The organism is Undibacterium sp. RuTC16W (assembly GCF_049339445.1).
In the GTDB taxonomy this organism is placed as follows: Bacteria; Pseudomonadota; Gammaproteobacteria; order Burkholderiales; family Burkholderiaceae_D; genus Undibacterium.
In genome coordinates, this window is record NZ_JBMPPE010000005.1 from 308,835 (window position 1) to 326,735 (window position 17,901).

The 17,901-nt window shown below is 47.6% G+C and carries 17 protein-coding genes; 6 read left to right on the forward strand and 11 right to left on the reverse strand.

Annotated elements, in window-relative coordinates; genetic code table 11:
* Positions 1–8: 8 nt before the first annotated feature.
* From sdhA to ACO0K4_RS12155, 4 genes are all read right to left on the reverse strand, one after another.
* The gene (gene sdhA / locus ACO0K4_RS12140; protein ID WP_422956885.1) at positions 9–1,784 is read right to left on the reverse strand and encodes a succinate dehydrogenase flavoprotein subunit; all 1,776 of its coding nucleotides are present in this window, start codon (positions 1,782–1,784) and stop codon (positions 9–11) included.
* Between the two features lie 2 nt (positions 1,785–1,786).
* A complete protein-coding gene (gene sdhD, locus ACO0K4_RS12145; protein WP_422956886.1) occupies positions 1,787–2,155 on the reverse strand; it encodes a succinate dehydrogenase, hydrophobic membrane anchor protein in 369 nt (122 codons plus the stop codon).
* Complete coding sequence (gene sdhC / locus ACO0K4_RS12150; RefSeq protein WP_422956887.1) at positions 2,156–2,563, reverse strand: succinate dehydrogenase, cytochrome b556 subunit; 408 nt, start codon at positions 2,561–2,563, stop codon at positions 2,156–2,158.
* 178 nt (positions 2,564–2,741) lie between these two features.
* Entirely contained in the window at positions 2,742–3,545 is an 804-nt protein-coding gene (locus ACO0K4_RS12155) for a GntR family transcriptional regulator (RefSeq protein WP_422956888.1), read from the reverse strand.
* Between the two features lie 476 nt (positions 3,546–4,021).
* On the opposite strand from ACO0K4_RS12155, the gene ACO0K4_RS12160 reads away from it, so the two are divergent.
* The 5 genes from ACO0K4_RS12160 to ACO0K4_RS12180 all read left to right on the forward strand — a co-directional run bounded on the left by ACO0K4_RS12160 (position 4,022) and on the right by ACO0K4_RS12180 (position 9,937).
* Positions 4,022–5,011 (forward strand): malate dehydrogenase, encoded by a 990-nt coding sequence (locus ACO0K4_RS12160; protein WP_422956889.1) that lies wholly within the window; start codon positions 4,022–4,024, stop codon positions 5,009–5,011.
* Between the two features lie 64 nt (positions 5,012–5,075).
* Positions 5,076–6,047, forward strand: a complete 972-nt coding sequence (locus ACO0K4_RS12165; protein WP_422956890.1) for an HpcH/HpaI aldolase/citrate lyase family protein — start codon at positions 5,076–5,078, stop codon at positions 6,045–6,047.
* Between the two features lie 37 nt (positions 6,048–6,084).
* Entirely contained in the window at positions 6,085–6,576 is a 492-nt protein-coding gene (locus ACO0K4_RS12170) for a hypothetical protein (RefSeq protein WP_422956891.1), read from the forward strand.
* 99 nt (positions 6,577–6,675) lie between these two features.
* Positions 6,676–9,411 carry an aconitate hydratase AcnA gene (gene acnA, locus ACO0K4_RS12175; protein ID WP_422956892.1) on the forward strand — a complete coding sequence of 912 codons (2,736 nt, stop codon included), beginning with the start codon at positions 6,676–6,678 and terminating at the stop codon, positions 9,409–9,411.
* Between the two features lie 283 nt (positions 9,412–9,694).
* Complete coding sequence (locus ACO0K4_RS12180; protein ID WP_422956893.1) at positions 9,695–9,937, forward strand: hypothetical protein; 243 nt, start codon at positions 9,695–9,697, stop codon at positions 9,935–9,937.
* Between the two features lie 280 nt (positions 9,938–10,217).
* On the opposite strand, the gene ACO0K4_RS12185 is transcribed toward ACO0K4_RS12180, so the two are convergent.
* The 7 genes from ACO0K4_RS12185 to phaC form a co-directional block, all read right to left on the reverse strand.
* Positions 10,218–10,709: an energy transducer TonB gene (locus tag ACO0K4_RS12185; RefSeq protein WP_422956894.1), complete on the reverse strand. Its 492-nt coding sequence runs from the start codon at positions 10,707–10,709 to the stop codon at positions 10,218–10,220.
* A gap of 55 nt (positions 10,710–10,764) precedes the next feature.
* The gene (locus ACO0K4_RS12190; protein WP_422956895.1) at positions 10,765–11,943 is read right to left on the reverse strand and encodes a cystathionine beta-lyase; all 1,179 of its coding nucleotides are present in this window, start codon (positions 11,941–11,943) and stop codon (positions 10,765–10,767) included.
* 285 nt (positions 11,944–12,228) lie between these two features.
* Positions 12,229–12,696, reverse strand: a complete 468-nt coding sequence (locus tag ACO0K4_RS12195; protein ID WP_422956896.1) for a hypothetical protein — start codon at positions 12,694–12,696, stop codon at positions 12,229–12,231.
* Positions 12,697–12,721: 25 nt separating this feature from the next.
* Entirely contained in the window at positions 12,722–14,110 is a 1,389-nt protein-coding gene (gene rimO, locus ACO0K4_RS12200) for a 30S ribosomal protein S12 methylthiotransferase RimO (RefSeq protein ID WP_422956897.1), read from the reverse strand.
* Positions 14,111–14,179: 69 nt separating this feature from the next.
* Entirely contained in the window at positions 14,180–14,734 is a 555-nt protein-coding gene (gene phaR, locus ACO0K4_RS12205) for a polyhydroxyalkanoate synthesis repressor PhaR (protein WP_422956898.1), read from the reverse strand.
* A gap of 243 nt (positions 14,735–14,977) precedes the next feature.
* Complete coding sequence (locus ACO0K4_RS12210; protein ID WP_422956899.1) at positions 14,978–15,718, reverse strand: 3-ketoacyl-ACP reductase; 741 nt, start codon at positions 15,716–15,718, stop codon at positions 14,978–14,980.
* 37 nt (positions 15,719–15,755) lie between these two features.
* Complete coding sequence (gene phaC, locus ACO0K4_RS12215; RefSeq protein WP_422956900.1) at positions 15,756–17,474, reverse strand: class I poly(R)-hydroxyalkanoic acid synthase; 1,719 nt, start codon at positions 17,472–17,474, stop codon at positions 15,756–15,758.
* 170 nt (positions 17,475–17,644) lie between these two features.
* Here phaC and ACO0K4_RS12220 point away from each other — a divergent pair, with 170 nt between their 5' ends.
* A complete protein-coding gene (locus ACO0K4_RS12220) occupies positions 17,645–17,899 on the forward strand; it encodes a hypothetical protein (RefSeq protein WP_422956901.1) in 255 nt (84 codons plus the stop codon).
* Positions 17,900–17,901: the final 2 nt, after the last annotated feature.

Consider the following 17,901-nt stretch of genomic DNA (forward strand, 5'->3'; position numbering starts at 1 on the left):
ATATCTCTTTAGAATGTACGAGCTTTTGGCTTGAAGGTTTCAACAGTCAGCGGCTTGGTATTGACAGGCTTGTAGTCAAGGCGATTACCCTCTGAATACCACAAAGTATGCTTCATCCAATTATCGTCATCACGTTTTTCGTAGTCACGGTGCGCATGCGCACCGCGAGATTCTTTACGGGCAGCGGCAGAGGTAATCGTTGCTTTTGCGGTTTCGATCAGGTTATCCAGTTCCAAGGCCTCTACACGTGCCGTGTTGAATACTTTGGATTTATCTTTGAACGAAACATGCTTGCGACGCTCATCCAGCTCCATAATTTCCTTGACGCCTTCTTGCAGCAATTCATCCGTACGGAATACGCCACAGTGATATTGCATCGTCTTACGGATCGCATTTGCAACGTCTTGCACACGCTCGGTACCCGTGCTGGTTTCCAGCTTGGCTAAGCGAGACAAAGCCAGATCTGCTGCATCCGCTGGCAAATCTTTGTTACTACGAGTCTTCAAATTGCTTGCAACGATGTGATTACCTGCCGCACGGCCGAATACCAGCAAATCCAACAGTGAATTTGTACCGAGACGGTTTGCGCCATGAACAGAAACGCAAGCACACTCACCGATTGCATACAAGCCGTTAACGATTTCGCTGCTACCGTTTTTAGGCGCAATTACCTGACCGTAAATATTGGTCGGGATACCGCCCATCTGATAATGAATTGTCGGCACAACCGGAATAGGTTCTTTAGTCGCATCAACGTTAGCAAATTTGTGCGCGATTTCCAGAATTGACGGCAAACGTTTTTGAATCGTGTCAGCACCGATATGGCGCAGATCGAGCATGACGTGGTCCTTATTCGGGCCGCAACCACGACCTTCTTTGATTTCCTGGTCCATAGAGCGCGAAACGAAGTCACGCGGTGCCAGATCTTTCAGTGTAGGTGCATACCGCTCCATGAAACGCTCACCCTGGCTATTCACCAGAATACCGCCTTCACCTCGTACACCCTCTGTAATTAAGACACCCGCACCAGCTACGCCAGTTGGATGGAATTGCCAGAATTCCATATCTTCTAGCGGCAAACCTGCACGCGCCGCCATACCCATACCGTCACCGGTATTGATAAATGCGTTGGTAGATGCCGCCCAGATACGGCCAGCGCCACCAGTAGCGAAAATTGTTTGCTTCGCTTCCAGCATCATGACTTCGCCAGTTTCCATCTCAAGAGCGACGACACCTAACACATCACCATCAGCATCGCGAATCAGGTCAATAGCCATCCATTCAACAAAAAAATGCGTGCGAGCACGAACATTACGCTGATAGAGTGTATGCAAAAGCGCATGACCAGTACGATCCGCGGCAGCACATGCGCGCTGGACTGGCTTTTCACCAAAATTTGCAGTATGACCGCCGAAAGGACGCTGATAAATCGTACCATCCGCATTACGGTCAAACGGCATACCAAAATGCTCTAGCTCATAAACGACTTTTGGCGCTTCACGACACATGAATTCGATCGCATCCTGATCACCCAGATAATCAGAGCCTTTGACCGTATCAAACATATGCCAGTACCAGTTATCTTCTGACATATTACCCAGAGAAGCACCAATACCACCCTGCGCTGCCACGGTGTGCGAGCGGGTAGGAAATACTTTAGACAAAACAGCGACGTTCAGGCCGGCCTCTGCCAATTGCAGAGAAGCACGCATGCCGGAGCCACCTGCGCCAACGATCACCGCATCAAAGCGACGGGATGGGATTGCGGGTTTAATTGCTGCCACGGTTATACTCTCCACAAAATCTGTGCCGTATATCCGACACAAGCAACTAGCCACAGAATAGTGGCGACTTGAAACACCAGACGCAAAGCAACACTGTGCGTCACATAATCCATCCATACATCACGCATACCAACCCATGCGTGATAAAACAAAGCGATAAATACTGTAAATGTTGCTAGTTTGAACCATTGACGAGCAAAAATCCCCGCCCATCCTTCGTAACTAAAATCATTACCTGTCAAAAACAGAGCTAACAAAATGACGGTGTAGACGGCCATGATAATTGCAGTAACACGCTGCGCCAGCCAGTCGCGCAAACCATAATGCGCACCTACTACCAGCCGATTAGGGCCAATGTTGTTGTTTGCCATTTAAAATACTCCAAATAATTTCAGGGCAACCAATGTGGTCAAAGGCAAACTAATCGCTAGTACGCCGACGGCAGATTTGCGAGCGGAGTCCTTATTTAGGCCAATATGAAGATCCATAAACAAATGACGGATGCCAGCACAAAAATGGTGCAGATAAGCCCAGGAAATCGCCAAAATAACCAACTTCACAAAAACGCCTGAAGTGAAGTTTTTCAACACAGCAAATGACAGCTCTGAAGTCAGACTCTTATCAAGTAAGTACAAAATAAAAGGCATCAGCAAGAACATCAACATCCCGCTCGCACGATGTAGAATCGAGACAAAACCAGCAAGTGGCAACCGGTATCCGGTCGCATCAATTAGCCGCATTACCCCAAAGCGAGGTTTGGCTTTTACTACTTCAGACATGAATAATCTCCCCATTAACTAGTCTGTACATGAACTTTGTAATTTTCGCCTATTTTGGTGCATTGCACCAACAAAAAAAGACGCCCGCCTACAAAATAGTTATATCTTACTGCGATTTTCGGCGACACATGCTGACATGCAATGTGTCAACATGACCATGCACTCGTGAAAATTTTATTTAACTCAACTCATTTTTATAATGATGCTGGGCGGTCAAATACAAACCGCGACGCAATTCAACTGGCTTGTCACCATACGTGTAAGAAACGCGCTCCACCCTGAGCAAAGGAGCACCGACCGGCACTACCAGCAACTCAGCAACAACGTCATCGGCGCAAACAGCGCGAATCTCCTCCGACGCTCTGATCATGTGCGTACCAAATTCGGTTTCAAACAAACCGTACATAGGCCCTTTATACTCATTCAGCCGTTCCGCAGTCAGTCCTTTGAAAATAACGCCCGGCAACCAAAGGTCATCCAGAATAGTGGCAACCCCGGAAAAATACTGAACCCTGCGTATGAACACGACTGAGTCGCCGGACTTAATGTCAAGCGCCCTCGCCACATCGGCAGGAGCGCGCAGACGCTTAACTTCTACAATTTTATTCTCCGGATAATGCGGCTTCCCCTCATCCGGCACCAGGCGCAGAAAACGAAATTGCGCGCGAGCCTCATGATGAGTCGCAACAAATGTTCCCTTCCCCTGCCTGCGCACAACCAGATTTTCCGCAGACAATTCGTCAATAGCTTTGCGAACGGTGCCCTGACTTACTTTAAAGCGACTCGCCAGCTCGATCTCACTGGGAATCAACTCGCCCGGTTTCCACTCGCCAGATTGCAGGCTTTGCGTAATTAATGCCTTAATTTGCTGGTACAGGGGGCTAAAAGTAGGAGAGGCGCCAGGCGCAGAATTGGTATTGCCCGCGATATTGGAGGTCGCGCTGTTATTCTGGTTATTTGAGGTTGGCACATTAGAATTCATAGACTGCGATTTCACCACGAAAAGGCCAGGTAAGTCCAGAACAAACTATCAATTAATATGTCTTATATAAGACATAAGATATTCGTTGACACTTGGCACGAGTCCACCTAAACTCCCGTACGAAGATACTGAATCAAGCTTTAGGGCATATGATGACAAAAGTTTTTAGCCCGCCTGAAAAAATTTTTGCACCTGACAAACAGGCAGATCGATATTGCAGCATCAGAAAGACAACTAACAAGCACTATAGTTCTAACACAATCAAAGTAAAGCCCAAAACCTCAATGATCACCAAATGACTAAGTCTGAGCGATCAGAGCCCAACTCAAAAAAACAGAAGTCTGCCGTGAATTTGGCTGACTCACTGCGTTTTCAACGGTATCATTATGCGTTGACCTGCTTGGCAAGCACATCAAAATGATGGCTGGCAAAAGCTTGACTTGAACATTGTTTTTACACCACCTCGGAGATGCATCATGGCAAAATCCCCTATGCGCGTTGCTGTTACAGGCGCTGCTGGCCAAATCGGCTATTCCCTTTTATTCCGTATCGCTAACGGCGACATGCTGGGCAAAGACCAGCCAGTCATTTTGCAATTGTTAGAAATTCCTGACGAAAAAGCGCAAAAAGCGCTCAAAGGCGTCATGATGGAGATTGACGATTGCGCATTCCCGTTGCTGAACGGCATGACAGCGCACAGCGACCCGATGACCGCATTTAAAGATATCGACGTAGCCTTGCTAGTCGGTGCGCGTCCACGCGGCCCCGGCATGGAACGTAAAGACCTGCTGGAAGCGAATGCACAGATTTTCACGGTACAAGGTAAAGCCCTGGACGCTGTTGCTTCCCGCAATGTCAAAGTGCTGGTCGTTGGCAATCCTGCCAACACCAACGCATATATCGCAATGAAATCCGCACCAAGCCTGCCATCGAAAAACTTTACGGCAATGCTGCGCCTGGACCACAACCGCGCTTTGTCTCAGGTTGCCGCAAAAATCGGCAAGCCAGTCTCAGCAATTGAAAAACTCTGCGTGTGGGGCAATCACTCCCCTACAATGTATGCCGATTATCGTTTCGCAACAGCAGATGGCGCATCAGTCAAAGATCTGATCAACGACCAGGTCTGGAACAAAGACGTATTTTTGCCAACCGTCGGCAAGCGTGGCGCAGCCATCATTGAAGCACGCGGCCTGTCCTCCGCAGCGTCCGCAGCAAATGCGGCGATTGATCATGTACGCGACTGGGTTTTAGGTACAAACGGCAAATGGACAACCATGGGCATCCCTTCTGATGGCTCTTACGGCATCCCTGAAGGCACAATGTTTGGCTTTCCTGTCACGACAGAAAATGGCGAATACACCATCGTTCAAGGCTTGGAAATTGATGAATTTTCGCGTGAACGCATTAACGTAACGCTCAAAGAATTACAAGAAGAGCGTGACGGTGTCAAACACCTGGTAGGCTAAACCATCAGGAGCTGGTTTGATGTATTTGCGTCAAACCAGCTAATTATTTTCTTACAGCGTGACAATGCATCCTTCCCAAGTCTTGTTTCAGGATCAGCAACAACCGGTCTTATTGCCGGTATGTGACCACTATGCTGGGTCTGAAAAATTGATGCATAAATCCATCAGCTTACAAAACGATCTCGGCCCGGTATTTGACATCACGTTTGACTGTGAGGACGGCGCTGCGGCAGGCAATGAATCAGCTCACGCCAGACTAGTAGCCAATCTGATTGCATCAGAACAAAATCAATTTCAACGCATTGGTGTGCGCGTACACGATGTGGACAGTCCCTATTTTGAACAAGACATCGCCACCATTGCTCCGATTGCTGCGAGCAAACTTGCCTATCTGGTTTTGCCGAAGATAAGTAATACTCGTCAAATCGTACAAGCAATTGACAAGGTAAATCAACAATTCGCCCCGCATCGTACAACGCCGTTACCTATCCATGTATTGATAGAGACGCACGATGCACTTGCCGAAGTGCAGCAGATTGCGGCGATCCCTCAAATCGCCTGCCTGTCATTTGGCATCATGGATTTCGTTTCAGCGCATTACGGCGCCATCCCTTCAAATGCGATGCGCTCTCCCGGTCAGTTCACTCATCCCCTGGTCATGCGCGCAAAGCTGGAAATAGCTGCCGCCTGCCATCGATTTGGAAAAATCGCATCACACAATGTAACCACTGAAATCAAAGACACTGCTATTGTCGCGGGTGACGCGACGCGTGCGGTGATGGAATGTGGCTACACCAGAATGTGGAGCATACATCCGGATCAGATCAAGCCAATAGTCAAGGCGTTATCACCTAGAAGTGCCGAGATTAATGAGGCAATCAGCATTTTGGGGGCCGCTCAGCAAAAAGAATGGGGACCAATCCAGCTTAACGGACGGCTTCATGACAGAGCGAGTTACCGTTACTATTGGACTTTATTAAAAAGAGCACAGCAAAGCCAGATTCAGTTACCGGAACAAGGCTATGCTTTCATGTAATGCAGTAGTAACGAATATAAGATATACGGAGATTCGAATGAAGAAATTTTTACAGATTATTAGCGGCATGATCCTGAGCATCGGACTATCACAAGTATCGGCTAACGCACAGACAACACCTGCACCAAAAACCAAGGTGGCGACAAAAACCACCAAGGCAGCAGCAAAACCTGCGGCGCCCGTGGCACTTGACGATGATGACGGCGAACCCGATGTCAAGGAAAGCAAAACCTTTGAATACAAATGTGAACTCGGCAATGTACTGACGATGTACACCAACGTCGATGACGACAAACACATGGCAATGCGCTGGAAAAAACGCCTGTATCGCCTGACCCGCATAGAAACAACTACCGGCGCGCATCGCTTTGAAAACCGCAAGGCAGGCTTTCTCTGGATCGGCATCCCCGCAAAAGGCCTGTTACTGGATTCGCATCGTGGTCAGCAATTAGCGAATGAATGCAAAACGACCGACCAGGTGATTGCCGAAGCCGAGTTAAAAGCCGAGGCAGCGACACAAGCAAAATAAGTAGTCGTATCGAGTTAAAAAACGCAGTAAAAATTGTAAGCAGCAATAAGTAAGACGATTAGTTTTGATGATTGATTTTCGTAAAAATAAGGAACAGCCATGAGCCAAAATGCGTATAAAGATGCATTCAAAACCCTGAAAGATTTTAAGATTTCAGATTCCAAAAAAGGTAAATTTTATTCCCTGCCCGCTCTGGAAAAAAATCTGGGGGCGAAAATCTCGCGCTTACCAGTCTCCATCCGCGTGGTGCTCGAATCCGTTTTGCGTAACTGCGACGGCAAAAAAGTCACCGAAGAGCATGTCAAACAGCTCGCCAACTGGAGCGCCAAAGCTGATCGCACTGATGAGATCCCATTTGTGGTTTCTCGTGTCGTCTTGCAAGATTTTACAGGTGTTCCTTTACTGGCTGACTTGGCTGCAATGCGTAACGTCGCTGCCAAACAAGGCAAAAATCCTAAAAATATTGAGCCACTGGTACCGGTTGATCTGGTCGTCGATCACTCCGTACAAATCGATCATTTCCGTGAAAAGAAAGCACTCGACCTGAACATGAAACTGGAATTTTCTCGTAACAACGAGCGCTATCAGTTCATGAAATGGGGTATGCAAGCGTTCGATACATTCGGCGTCGTTCCTCCAGGTTTTGGTATCGTTCATCAGGTCAATCTGGAATACCTGGCACGCGGCGTACACAAAATTAAAGATGCGAAGAAAAACGAAGTGTACTACCCAGATACACTGGTAGGTACTGACTCCCACACTACGATGATCAATGGTATCGGCGTAGTTGGCTGGGGTGTGGGCGGTATCGAAGCAGAAGCTGGCATGCTCGGTCAACCAGTCTACTTCCTGACACCTGACGTAGTCGGCGTCAACCTGACAGGTGCACTACGCGAGGGTTGCACTGCAACGGATCTGGTACTGACTATTACTGAACTGCTGCGCAAAGCAAAAGTCGTTGGCAAATTCGTCGAATTCTTCGGCGAAGGCACACGCACTTTATCCCTGACAGATCGTGCGACCATCGCCAACATGGCACCGGAATACGGTGCGACGATGGGCTTCTTCCCGGTAGATGAAGCCACTATCGACTATTTCAAAGGCACAGGCCGTACTAAAGCAGAAATCGACGCATTCGAAGGCTATTTCAAAGCTCAGAAGATGTTCGGCATCCCTAAGGCTGGCGACATTGACTACACGACAGAAATCTCTCTCGATCTGTCCACCGTCGCACCTTCATTAGCCGGCCCTAAACGCCCGCAAGACCGTATCGAAATCGGCAACGTAAAATCTACTTTTGCGGATTTGTTCGCTAAGCCAACATCCGAAAACGGTTTTAACAAAAAAGCAGAAGATCTGGATGCGGTCTACACCAATTCTGACAACGTGAAAGTCAAGAACGGTGACGTCTTGATCGCCGCGATTACCTCTTGCACCAACACATCCAACCCTAGCGTGTTGCTGGCGGCTGGCTTGCTGGCGAAAAAAGCGGTTGAAGCCGGTTTAAAAGTGGCACCTCATATTAAAACTTCGCTGGCGCCTGGCTCCCGCGTCGTCACTAAATATCTGGAAGCAGCAGGCTTGTTGCCTTACCTGGAAAAACTTGGTTTCGGCGTCACCGCATACGGCTGCACAACCTGTATTGGAAATGCAGGCGATCTTACACCAGCGATGAACGAAGCCATCGTAGCGAACGATATCGTGGCATCCGCTATCCTGTCCGGCAATCGGAACTTCGAAGCACGTATTCACCCGAATATCCGTTCCAACTTCCTGGCCTCCCCTCCATTGGTGGTTGCCTACGCCATCGCTGGCAATATGACCCGCGACCTGATGACAGAGCCAGTTGGCCGTGTTAAAGGCAAGGATATTTTTCTCGGTGACATCTGGCCTACCAGCGCAGAAATCAGCAAGCTGATGAAATTCGCGATGAATTCCAAGACTTTCAAGGACAACTACGCTGACGTCAAAGGTGCGCCAGGCAAGCTGTGGGAAAACATCAAAGGCGTGGCGGAAGGTGAAGTCTACAACTGGCCTACATCGACCTACATCGCTGAACCACCGTTCTTCGCTGACTTCACGATGGAGCCAAAAGCGGCTGCGACCGGCATCACTGGTGCACGTGCACTCGGCGTGTTCGGTGACTCCATCACAACAGATCACATCTCCCCTGCCGGCTCCATCAAAGAATCCAGCCCTGCCGGTAAATGGTTAAAAGAAAACGGCGTATTGAAAGCCGATTTCAATTCCTACGGTTCACGCCGAGGTAACCACGAAATCATGATGCGCGGCACATTTGCCAACGTGCGTATCAAAAACCTGATGATCCCTGCGAAGGAAGACGGCTCCCGCGTAGAAGGCGGCGAAACCTTGTTCCAACCAACAGGCGAGCCTATGGCGATCTACGATGCAGCGATGAAATACGTTGCTGAAGGTACGCCAACGATGATCTTTGGCGGCGAAGAATATGGTACGGGTTCCTCACGTGACTGGGCCGCTAAAGGTACGCAATTGCTGGGCGTAAAAGCCGTCATCGCCCGTTCGTTCGAACGTATTCACCGTTCGAATCTGGTTGGCATGGGCGTATTACCACTGCAATTTCTGGGCACGGACAGCGTTGATTCCTTAGGCATCACAGGCACAGAGTCCTACGACCTGAAAGGGATCGAAGATGACATCAAACCACAACAACAAGTAACACTGGTGATCAATCGTGCAAACGGCGACAAGCAAGAAGTCAAAGTTTTGTTACGCATCGATACACCGATCGAAGTAGATTACTACAAACACGGCGGTATCTTGCCGTTCGTATTACGTCAGTTGTTGGCTGCCTGAGTTTTTACTTAAGTTAGCGGCTGTCAATGCACTAGCGTCATCGTCGGCCTCAATGAATCAATCACGGATACAGTCTTACTGCCGTACTGATTTATTGATCTGATGTACAGCGACAGCAAAATGAAAACACACTCAAAAAGACCGGAAAATTTCCGGTCTTTTTTATTGCCTGTCCCTGAAAGAATCCTGTAAGTCTCGGAGCGTACTCTTCGATACGTTTGATTGATTCGCGTGCAGACTTGCGTGATCCGTCCGAAGATTATCTTAAAACCAAGGAGACATTATGTGGAAAATTGCCGTAGCCTTTATCGTATTTGCCGGAGCTGCTTTGTTCTTTATTTTTAAAGCTGGCGACAAAGTAGACATGCAAGGTGAAGCAGCGGGTCACGATATGACGGAAGTTCATTCAGCCAGCGCTACAGCATCGCCACCAGCAGCTCCAGTTATCGCTGACACTGCTGCATCGTCAGCTGCGATGCCAACCTCTCCAGCGAGTACTGCGTCAGAATCAGCTTCTTCCAAATAAGTCATACAGTAACCTAAGTTAAAGCAACTTGAGGTAAGTTGAAATAGCTTGATATCTTTACGTAAAGATGCAGACATAAAAAAATCCGGTACATGTCACCGGATTTTTATTTTCCTGACCTCATTGGCTTCATTAAGTAATGAGATAAGCATAGCGAACAGGTGAATATGTATAACAGAAAATCATATACTCCCCATAGAAGGTAATGAAATATGCCTCAATCCGCAACAATACAGGGCGTACTTAAAATATACTACTCCTTAGTATATAGAAAACAATCTCAATCCGACTCTTGAGGTAGTGCAATCGTTCTCAACTGAAACCGGCCATCATCATTAAATAACCAGGTTTCAATTAACTCCAATCGTCCATTTTTTACCAGGTACGACGCCGGCTTGGGGTAAGGTGCACTGCCACGCAAACTAGCCAAGGCAGTTTTTTCTGCTGCCTGATCATGATTGGTACGCATTAATTCACTACTCAGCAACTTACCATCGGCATTGATTGCGAACTTAACGACGATTACTGCCCGCAACAGCGCTTGTGGCCGGTCAGAATAAGTCGAGCTCGCATTCTCACGACTGATATGCTGCGCCAGATCTTTTTTATAACCATTTAGGGTAAACGCCGATGAGCTGGTCGATTTTGTCGGCGCTGGCGTTTTTTTCACCTCTTGTGGCACGCCTGGCTTACTCGGCTCGTCTAACGGACGGCTCGCACATCCGGCAAGCAAACACAAAAGAAAAAGACCTAGTTTTGAACGTTGCATCATACATTTCCTTTACGGTCCGGCATATTTCCACACCAGATTATCTGCACCAGGTACCTCATGCATTCAGGCTTTCCAGCGCCTGGGTGATGTCGCCAATCAGATCATCTGCATCCTCCAGTCCAATATTAAAACGAACCAGAATACCGTCATGCAACCAATGCTGACGCATCTGTTTAATCCGGTAAGGCACACACAAACTATGCGCTCCACCCCAGCTAAAACCGATTTTAAATAACTGCAGTGCATCGACAAAACGATCAGTCTGCTCTTCGGTGTAACGCGCATCAAACAAGACCGAGAACAAGCCCCCCGCGCCGGTAAAATCGCGTTTCCAGATATCGTGCCCCGGGCATTCCGCAAGTGCAGGATGCAAGACTTTGCTGATCTCCGGCCGGATCTGTAACCACGCAGCGACTTTGCGTGCGCTCGCATCATGTGCGTCAAAACGCAACTTGAGTGTCGGTAAATTACGCAAAACCAGATACGCATCATCCATACCGACGCCAAAACCTAAACGCATATGCGCGGCCTGCAAGCGGGCGTTCAACGTCGGATCACGCGTGATCACCGCCCCCATTAATACGTCAGAGCCACCGCTTTGATATTTGGTCAGCGCCTGCATAACGACATCCACACCATAATCAAACGCAGGAAAAGCAACGCCAGCGGACCAGGTGTTATCTAGCGCAACCAAAACACCTTTGGCATGCGCAGCATCACAGATCGCAGGAATATCAGGCACCTCCATCGTGACAGATCCCGGCGCCTCAGTCCAAATCAGTCTCGTGTTATCCCTTATCAGATTCGAAATATCCGCACCGATCAACGGATCGTAATAGCGCGCACTGATACCAAAACTGCGTGCCAGCCAGTCACCTAATTCACGGTTTGGGTTATAGACGTTGTCAGGGATAAGAACATCATCACCACTTTGCAGAAATGCCATATCAACCAGCGTAATCGCCGCCAGACCACTGGGGGCGAGCAAACAATGTTCGCCCTGCTCTATTTCTGCCAGTCTGGCTTCTAAAGTAAAACTCGTCGGCGTGCCATGTAAACCATAGGTATAGGCTGATTTATTCTGCCAGCTGCGCTCGCGCATTGCTGCTACGTTTTTAAACAAGACTGTCGAGGCATGGTGTATCCCTACAGGAAATGCAGCGAACCCCTTAGGTGCCCGGTAATCAGAATGAATTAAGGCAGTATTGCTACTGTACTTTTTGGATGTGGTCATAATCGATGTCAAAAAAGTGCATTTCAATCACAATGCGATGACATGATTTTACGATGTTTATTCTGAGACTGAGGACATTGTGCTGTAACAAGACATTACGGTTATGCGGTGAAGCGCTGGAGGATTGCTGTGATGTCGAGGTTGATGGTGAAAATTAAATGCAGATACCATTTCATTGCTGAATGAAATGGAACAAAATTGCACAAAGAAATGCGGGATAAATCAGATCAAGAAAAACAAGACATAGAGCGGAAACTCACTTCACTCGTATTGAGGAAATGAGTTTTACTTTATATCCATCGCTTTTTTTACCGCCTTGGTCGGTGCTGTGTTGGCAGAGGTGTTCGCGACAGGCAGCATTTCGAGTACAAAATTTTTGACTACCTTGCCATCATCAGATTGCCATTTACCACGCAGCACCTTGCCGTCAAGCTTGCCATCCCATTGCCCCGAGACATCAACCCCATCCTCAGATTCTTCCATACTCAAGACATCACCGGTGACTTCACCCGCCAATAAAATTTTGTTACCTTTATTACGGCTACTACCAATGACAAGATAATCGCCTTCAACACTATCGATATCCTCGACTTTGGGTTGAAGACGCATTTGTACAGTGTCATCGCCTAATTTGCCACGCCACTGATGCGCCTGCTTGAGAATCGAAACAGCAGCAACTTTAACTGGCTGAGTTTGCGCCAGGCCTGCCGGGGATATAACAATGCACATCAGAGCGACGACGAGGCCGCTCATGCTCAATCGAAGTTGTTGCATCTGACTATACCGCCTCGCCCCATAAATCATGCGCATCTGCTGCGGTGATGAGAACGTCGGCAAATTCACCGACTTTCAACTTACGATGGGGTTCAAATGGCGGTTTTACATACACAACGCCATCAATCTCAGGGGCGTCTGCAGCAGAGCGGCCAACACCACCACTACGATCGATTTCGTCGATCAGCACGCGAACGATTTTGCCGATTTTGGCTTGCAGGCGCTTTTTAGAAATACCTTCCTGCAACTCCATGACACGACGACGGCGATCTTCGCGGACCTCATCGGGGACGGGATTTGCCAGCTCATTTGCAGTAGCGCCTTCGACCGGAGAATAAGCAAAACAGCCCAAGCGATCGATTTCAGCTTCTTTCAAGAAATCGAGCAGATACTCGAATTCCTCTTCTGTTTCGCCAGGAAATCCTGCGATAAAAGTGGAACGGATCGTGATCTCTGGACACATTTCGCGCCATGCCCGGATGCGCTCGATATTTTTTTCGCCACTGGCAGGACGCTTCATGCGCTTCAGGACATCTGGATGCGCATGCTGCAATGGCACATCCAGGTAAGGCAAGACGTGACCATTGTTCATGAAAGGAATGATCTGATCCACATGCGGATACGGATAAACATAATGCAAACGCACCCAGGCGTTATGTTGTTTAGCCAGGTCTCCTAAGGCTTCAACCAGCTGCGTCATATGAGTTTTTACTGGCTTGCCATTCCAGAATCCCATACGAAATTTCACGTCTACACCATAGGCACTGGTGTCTTGTGAAATCACCAGGAGTTCTTTCACGCCAGCTTTGAATAAATTTTCTGCTTCAAGCATGATGTCAGCAATGGGACGCGATACCAGATCACCACGCATAGAAGGAATAATGCAAAAACTACAACGATGATTGCAGCCTTCAGAAATTTTCAGGTACGCAAAATGTTTTGGCGTCAGCTTAACGCCCTGTGCTGGCACCAGATCGATAAAGGGCTCGTGTGGCTTGGGCAAGTGCACATGCACCGCATCCATGACCTCGCCCAACGCATGCGGCCCTGTGACTGCCAGCACCTTAGGGTGAATGGACATAATCATGTCATCACCATTGGCATCTTTTTTCGCACCCAAACAACCGGTCACGATCACTTTGCCATTTTCTGCCAACGCCTCACCAATCGCGTCAAGCGACTCCTGAACCGCGGCATCGATAAAGCCACAAGTATTCACGATCACCAGATCCGCTCCCTCGTAAGACTTGGCGGTATCGTAGCCCTCAGCACGCAATTGTGTCAGGATTTGCTCAGAGTCGACAAGGGCTTTAGGGCAGCCGAGGGAGACGAAACCGACCTTGGGATTAGTAGCCGACGGAGTAATCGTCTGAATGGGAGTAGTAATGGACATAATGAAAAAGAGGTACAAAGCAATCCGCTATTGTACCTCTTCCCAGAGACATCTTATTTCTACTGTGATCTATTTCGACTTATCGTCAGCACCAAATGGGAAAACACCGAACATATTTTTAGTCTGGCTTTGCATTTGCTCTTGCATTTGAACAAACAGATTTTTGCTTTGTTCGATGTAATTCCCCATCATGCCTTGCATCATCGGCCCCTGTACATTCATAAACTGTGCCCACATCTCGGGACTAAATGGCTTACCTTCGTAGACACCTTTAGAATTTTCGGCAAGCTTATTTTGAATATCGATAAACGCCTGGATATTTTTTTCCAGATAATTTCCCATCATGCCCTGCATCGCATGACCATAGTAACGAATGATCTGTGCCAAAGCGACACTGGAGAACATTGGCGTACCGCCAGCTTCTTCCTCAAGAATGATCTGTAGCAAAATACTACGGGTTAAGTCTTCTCCCGTTTTTGCGTCAATAACGGCAAAGTCATCATTCTCAAGAACAAATTGTTTGACATCAACCAAGGTGATGTAGCTACTGGTTTGTGTATCGTAAAGGCGACGATTTGGATATTTTTTAATCAAATGCTGCGTCGATTTTTTTGCACTATTCATTGAATTCTCAATTAATAAATCGTTAAGCTGATAAGAAGCAAGGATGGTTTTGCCCTGCTTAGGCTAACGCACAATCTAAGCAAACAAATGATGTATTTTTATACATAATATAAAAATACGAGATCTGTTTGTCCCCTGTTTTTAATAGTACAACTTTTTTTCTTATAAATGACAAGCCCATCGAAATCTGTCGATTCCAATGGGCATTATTTTACCGCAATGCGACAAATCTCCGTCAGGAAATTAGCCCATATGCAAGCCACCGTTGATAGAGAAGTCGGAACCTGTTGCATATCCACCATCATCGGAAGCAATCCAGGCAACGATGGAGGCAATTTCACTAGGCTCCGCCAGACGCTTCACTGGAATACCTGACACGATTTTCTCCAACACATCCGGGCGAATTGCACGAACCATGTCAGTACCGACGTAACCCGGAGAAACAGTATTGACCGTTACGCCCTTGGTTGCAACCTCTTGCGCCAATGCCATGGTAAATCCATGAATACCGGCTTTTGCTGTTGAGTAATTGGTTTGACCAAATTGACCTTTTTGACCGTTGACTGAAGAAATATTGATAATACGTCCCCAACCGCGATCCGCCATTCCATCAATCACCTGCTTGGTGACATTGAACAAAGAGTTCAGATTAGTATCCATAACGGCATCCCAATCGGCTTTACTCATTTTGCGGAACTGGCCATCACGCGTAATGCCGGCATTATTCACCAGTACATCAACTTCACCGATCTCCGCTTTGACTTTTTCAAATGCTGCTTTGGTAGATTCCCAATCAGAGACATTGCCTTCAGATGCGTGAATATCGTAGCCTTCAGCACGCATATCTGCCAGCCATTTATCTTTACGCGGTGAATTTGGACCGCAACCAGCAACGACAGTGTAGCCATCCTGGCATAAGCGCCTGCAAATTGGAGTCCCGATACCCCCCATACCACCAGTTACATACGCTATACGTTTTGACATTTTTATCTCCGATATTATGAATGAACGACTGAGCTGACTAATCTGCTCTTACTTTGACATATCGCCCAGGTGCAGGCTCTATTGCCTTGTAACTTGTATTTCCGGGTTTCGCGGGGGCTTTCACCATTTTGCCACCATACTCACCCAAAAAACCTGCCCATTCTGGCCACCAGCTGCCAGGATGTTCTGTTGCACCATCAAACCATTTTTGCGGTTCAGCATCAAGTTTGCTATTGGTCCAATAACTTCTTTTCTTTTTTGCGGGCGGATTGACAACCCCGGCAATATGTCCAGAGGCACCAAGAATGAACCGATTACGTGTTTTTTTCTTGGGATTCAGTAAAGCCGTTGAGGCGTATGCTGCTTGCCAGGGGACGATATGATCTTCACGCGACCCATAGACGAATACGGGTGCATCAATTTTACCCAGATCGATATGATTTCCTGCCACAGTCAGCTTACCCGGTTGTTTCAAGTTATTTTCAAGATAAGTGTTGCGCAGATACCAGCAAAACATAGGGCCCGGCAAATTGGTGCTATCTGCGTTCCAATACAAAAGATCGAATGGCGGCGGGCTCTCGCCTTTGAGGTAATTCGACTGTACGTAATTCCACACCAGATCATTCGCCCGCAAACTAGAAAACGTACTGGCAAGATCACGGCCCGGCATCAGACCACCCTGACTTAAGGTTTGCTCGCGCATGCCAACCTGCATCTCATCGACGAATACATCCAGAATCCCGGTGTCAGAGAAATCCAGCAGCGTGGTCAACAGCGTCAGACTACTGGCGGGTTGCTCTCCACGGTCAGCCAGGGCTGCCAATGCAGTTGAAACTATGGTGCCACCTACACAGAAACCAAACACATTGATCTGGTCTTGCTTGCTGATGTCTTGTGCGACGCGGATTGCGGTGATGGCACCTTCTTCGATGTAATCGTCCCAGGTCACATGAGATAAAGATTCATGCGGATTTGCCCAGGACACGAGAAAGACCGTATGCCCCTGCTCTACAGCATAACGCACGACTGAATTCTCAGGTTGCAGATCCAGAATATAGAATTTGTTGATGCAGGGAGGAACCATGAGCAAGGGGCGCTGATGGACAGTTTTGGTAAGCGGGGTGTATTGAATTAGTTGGAACAGGCGATTCTCAAAAACAACGGTTCCCTCAGTAGTAGCGACATTTTTTCCCACTTCAAATGCCGATTCATCGGTTTGTGAGATACGTCCTTTTTGCATATCCGCGAGCATGTGGCTAATGCCTTTTGCCAGGCTCTCGCCCTTGCTCTCGATCAACTTCGCCTGCGCTTCAGGGTTGGTAACAAGAAAATTTGCCGGCGACATCGCATCGATCATTTGCTGCACCGCAAAACGAATTTTTTGTTTTACTTTTTCTGATGCATCGACAGACTCCGCCATCGCCATCAAAAAGCGCGCATTCAGCAAATAGGAAGCGGCACTGTAAGCATGCATTGCATGATTATGCCAATCAGGGGACGAGAAACGCTTATCGCTAAAATCCGGAACCTTGGAGACAAAGAAATCTTGCCAAAGCTTACCAAATTCTCGCATGTAATCGCCTTGAAGTTGACTCATGACAGCAGGATCAATCTTTGCTCCCACCTCCTTCAACGCATCCATCATCGGCAAATGATTCATTGCCGCGGCAGGCTTCATCCACTCCTGCCATTTATCTTGATTCACTAGCTGTGACATCCAATCGGAGTACATAGCTTGAGGATCATAAGTCTTCATGCGTGCCTCCTGTTTTTCGCGTATTGTTGCGGTTACTGTATGGCTTAACAACGGCTTACTTATTTTAGTGCTTTGTGCTGACTACATGTTGTCGATGAACGTAGGTTTATTTATAAGCCCTTCTCGCTAACTCGGTTTTACTTATTAAATGAAATATTGGACTACGTCGTATGTATATTATTGCGATTGCCTGGATCTATGTTGTGCTCATGATGTCGATTACTGAGCCGACACCTGTTGCTGGAATTATGACGTTTTTAATGTACTGTGTGTTGCCTTTAGCATTATTTTTATATCTATGGCGCACACCTGCCCGCAAAAAACAAAGAGAACACGATGTTCAGCTAATGAAAGCAGCGTTAGCCAGGGACAAAATCAATGCAGACGATATTCAAGCTGAACAAAACAAACCGGTCAGCGAATAAGA

Bases quoted from the DNA above. Each gene is read 5' to 3' on its own strand.
- sdhD (WP_422956886.1), bottom strand. From the start codon at position 2,155: ATGGCAAACAACAACATTGGCCCTAATCGGCTGGTAGTAGGTGCGCAT.
- sdhC (WP_422956887.1), bottom strand. From the start codon at position 2,563: ATGTCTGAAGTAGTAAAAGCCAAACCTCGCTTTGGGGTAATGCGGCTA.
- ACO0K4_RS12155 (WP_422956888.1), bottom strand. From the start codon at position 3,545: ATGAATTCTAATGTGCCAACCTCAAATAACCAGAATAACAGCGCGACC.
- ACO0K4_RS12160 (WP_422956889.1), top strand. From the start codon at position 4,022: ATGGCAAAATCCCCTATGCGCGTTGCTGTTACAGGCGCTGCTGGCCAA.
- ACO0K4_RS12165 (WP_422956890.1), top strand. From the start codon at position 5,076: ATGCATCCTTCCCAAGTCTTGTTTCAGGATCAGCAACAACCGGTCTTA.
- ACO0K4_RS12170 (WP_422956891.1), top strand. From the start codon at position 6,085: ATGAAGAAATTTTTACAGATTATTAGCGGCATGATCCTGAGCATCGGA.
- acnA (WP_422956892.1), top strand. From the start codon at position 6,676: ATGAGCCAAAATGCGTATAAAGATGCATTCAAAACCCTGAAAGATTTT.
- ACO0K4_RS12180 (WP_422956893.1), top strand. From the start codon at position 9,695: ATGTGGAAAATTGCCGTAGCCTTTATCGTATTTGCCGGAGCTGCTTTG.
- ACO0K4_RS12185 (WP_422956894.1), bottom strand. From the start codon at position 10,709: ATGATGCAACGTTCAAAACTAGGTCTTTTTCTTTTGTGTTTGCTTGCC.
- ACO0K4_RS12190 (WP_422956895.1), bottom strand. From the start codon at position 11,943: ATGACCACATCCAAAAAGTACAGTAGCAATACTGCCTTAATTCATTCT.
- ACO0K4_RS12195 (WP_422956896.1), bottom strand. From the start codon at position 12,696: ATGAGCGGCCTCGTCGTCGCTCTGATGTGCATTGTTATATCCCCGGCA.
- rimO (WP_422956897.1), bottom strand. From the start codon at position 14,110: ATGTCCATTACTACTCCCATTCAGACGATTACTCCGTCGGCTACTAAT.
- phaR (WP_422956898.1), bottom strand. From the start codon at position 14,734: ATGAATAGTGCAAAAAAATCGACGCAGCATTTGATTAAAAAATATCCA.
- ACO0K4_RS12210 (WP_422956899.1), bottom strand. From the start codon at position 15,718: ATGTCAAAACGTATAGCGTATGTAACTGGTGGTATGGGGGGTATCGGG.
- phaC (WP_422956900.1), bottom strand. From the start codon at position 17,474: ATGAAGACTTATGATCCTCAAGCTATGTACTCCGATTGGATGTCACAG.
- ACO0K4_RS12220 (WP_422956901.1), top strand. From the start codon at position 17,645: ATGTATATTATTGCGATTGCCTGGATCTATGTTGTGCTCATGATGTCG.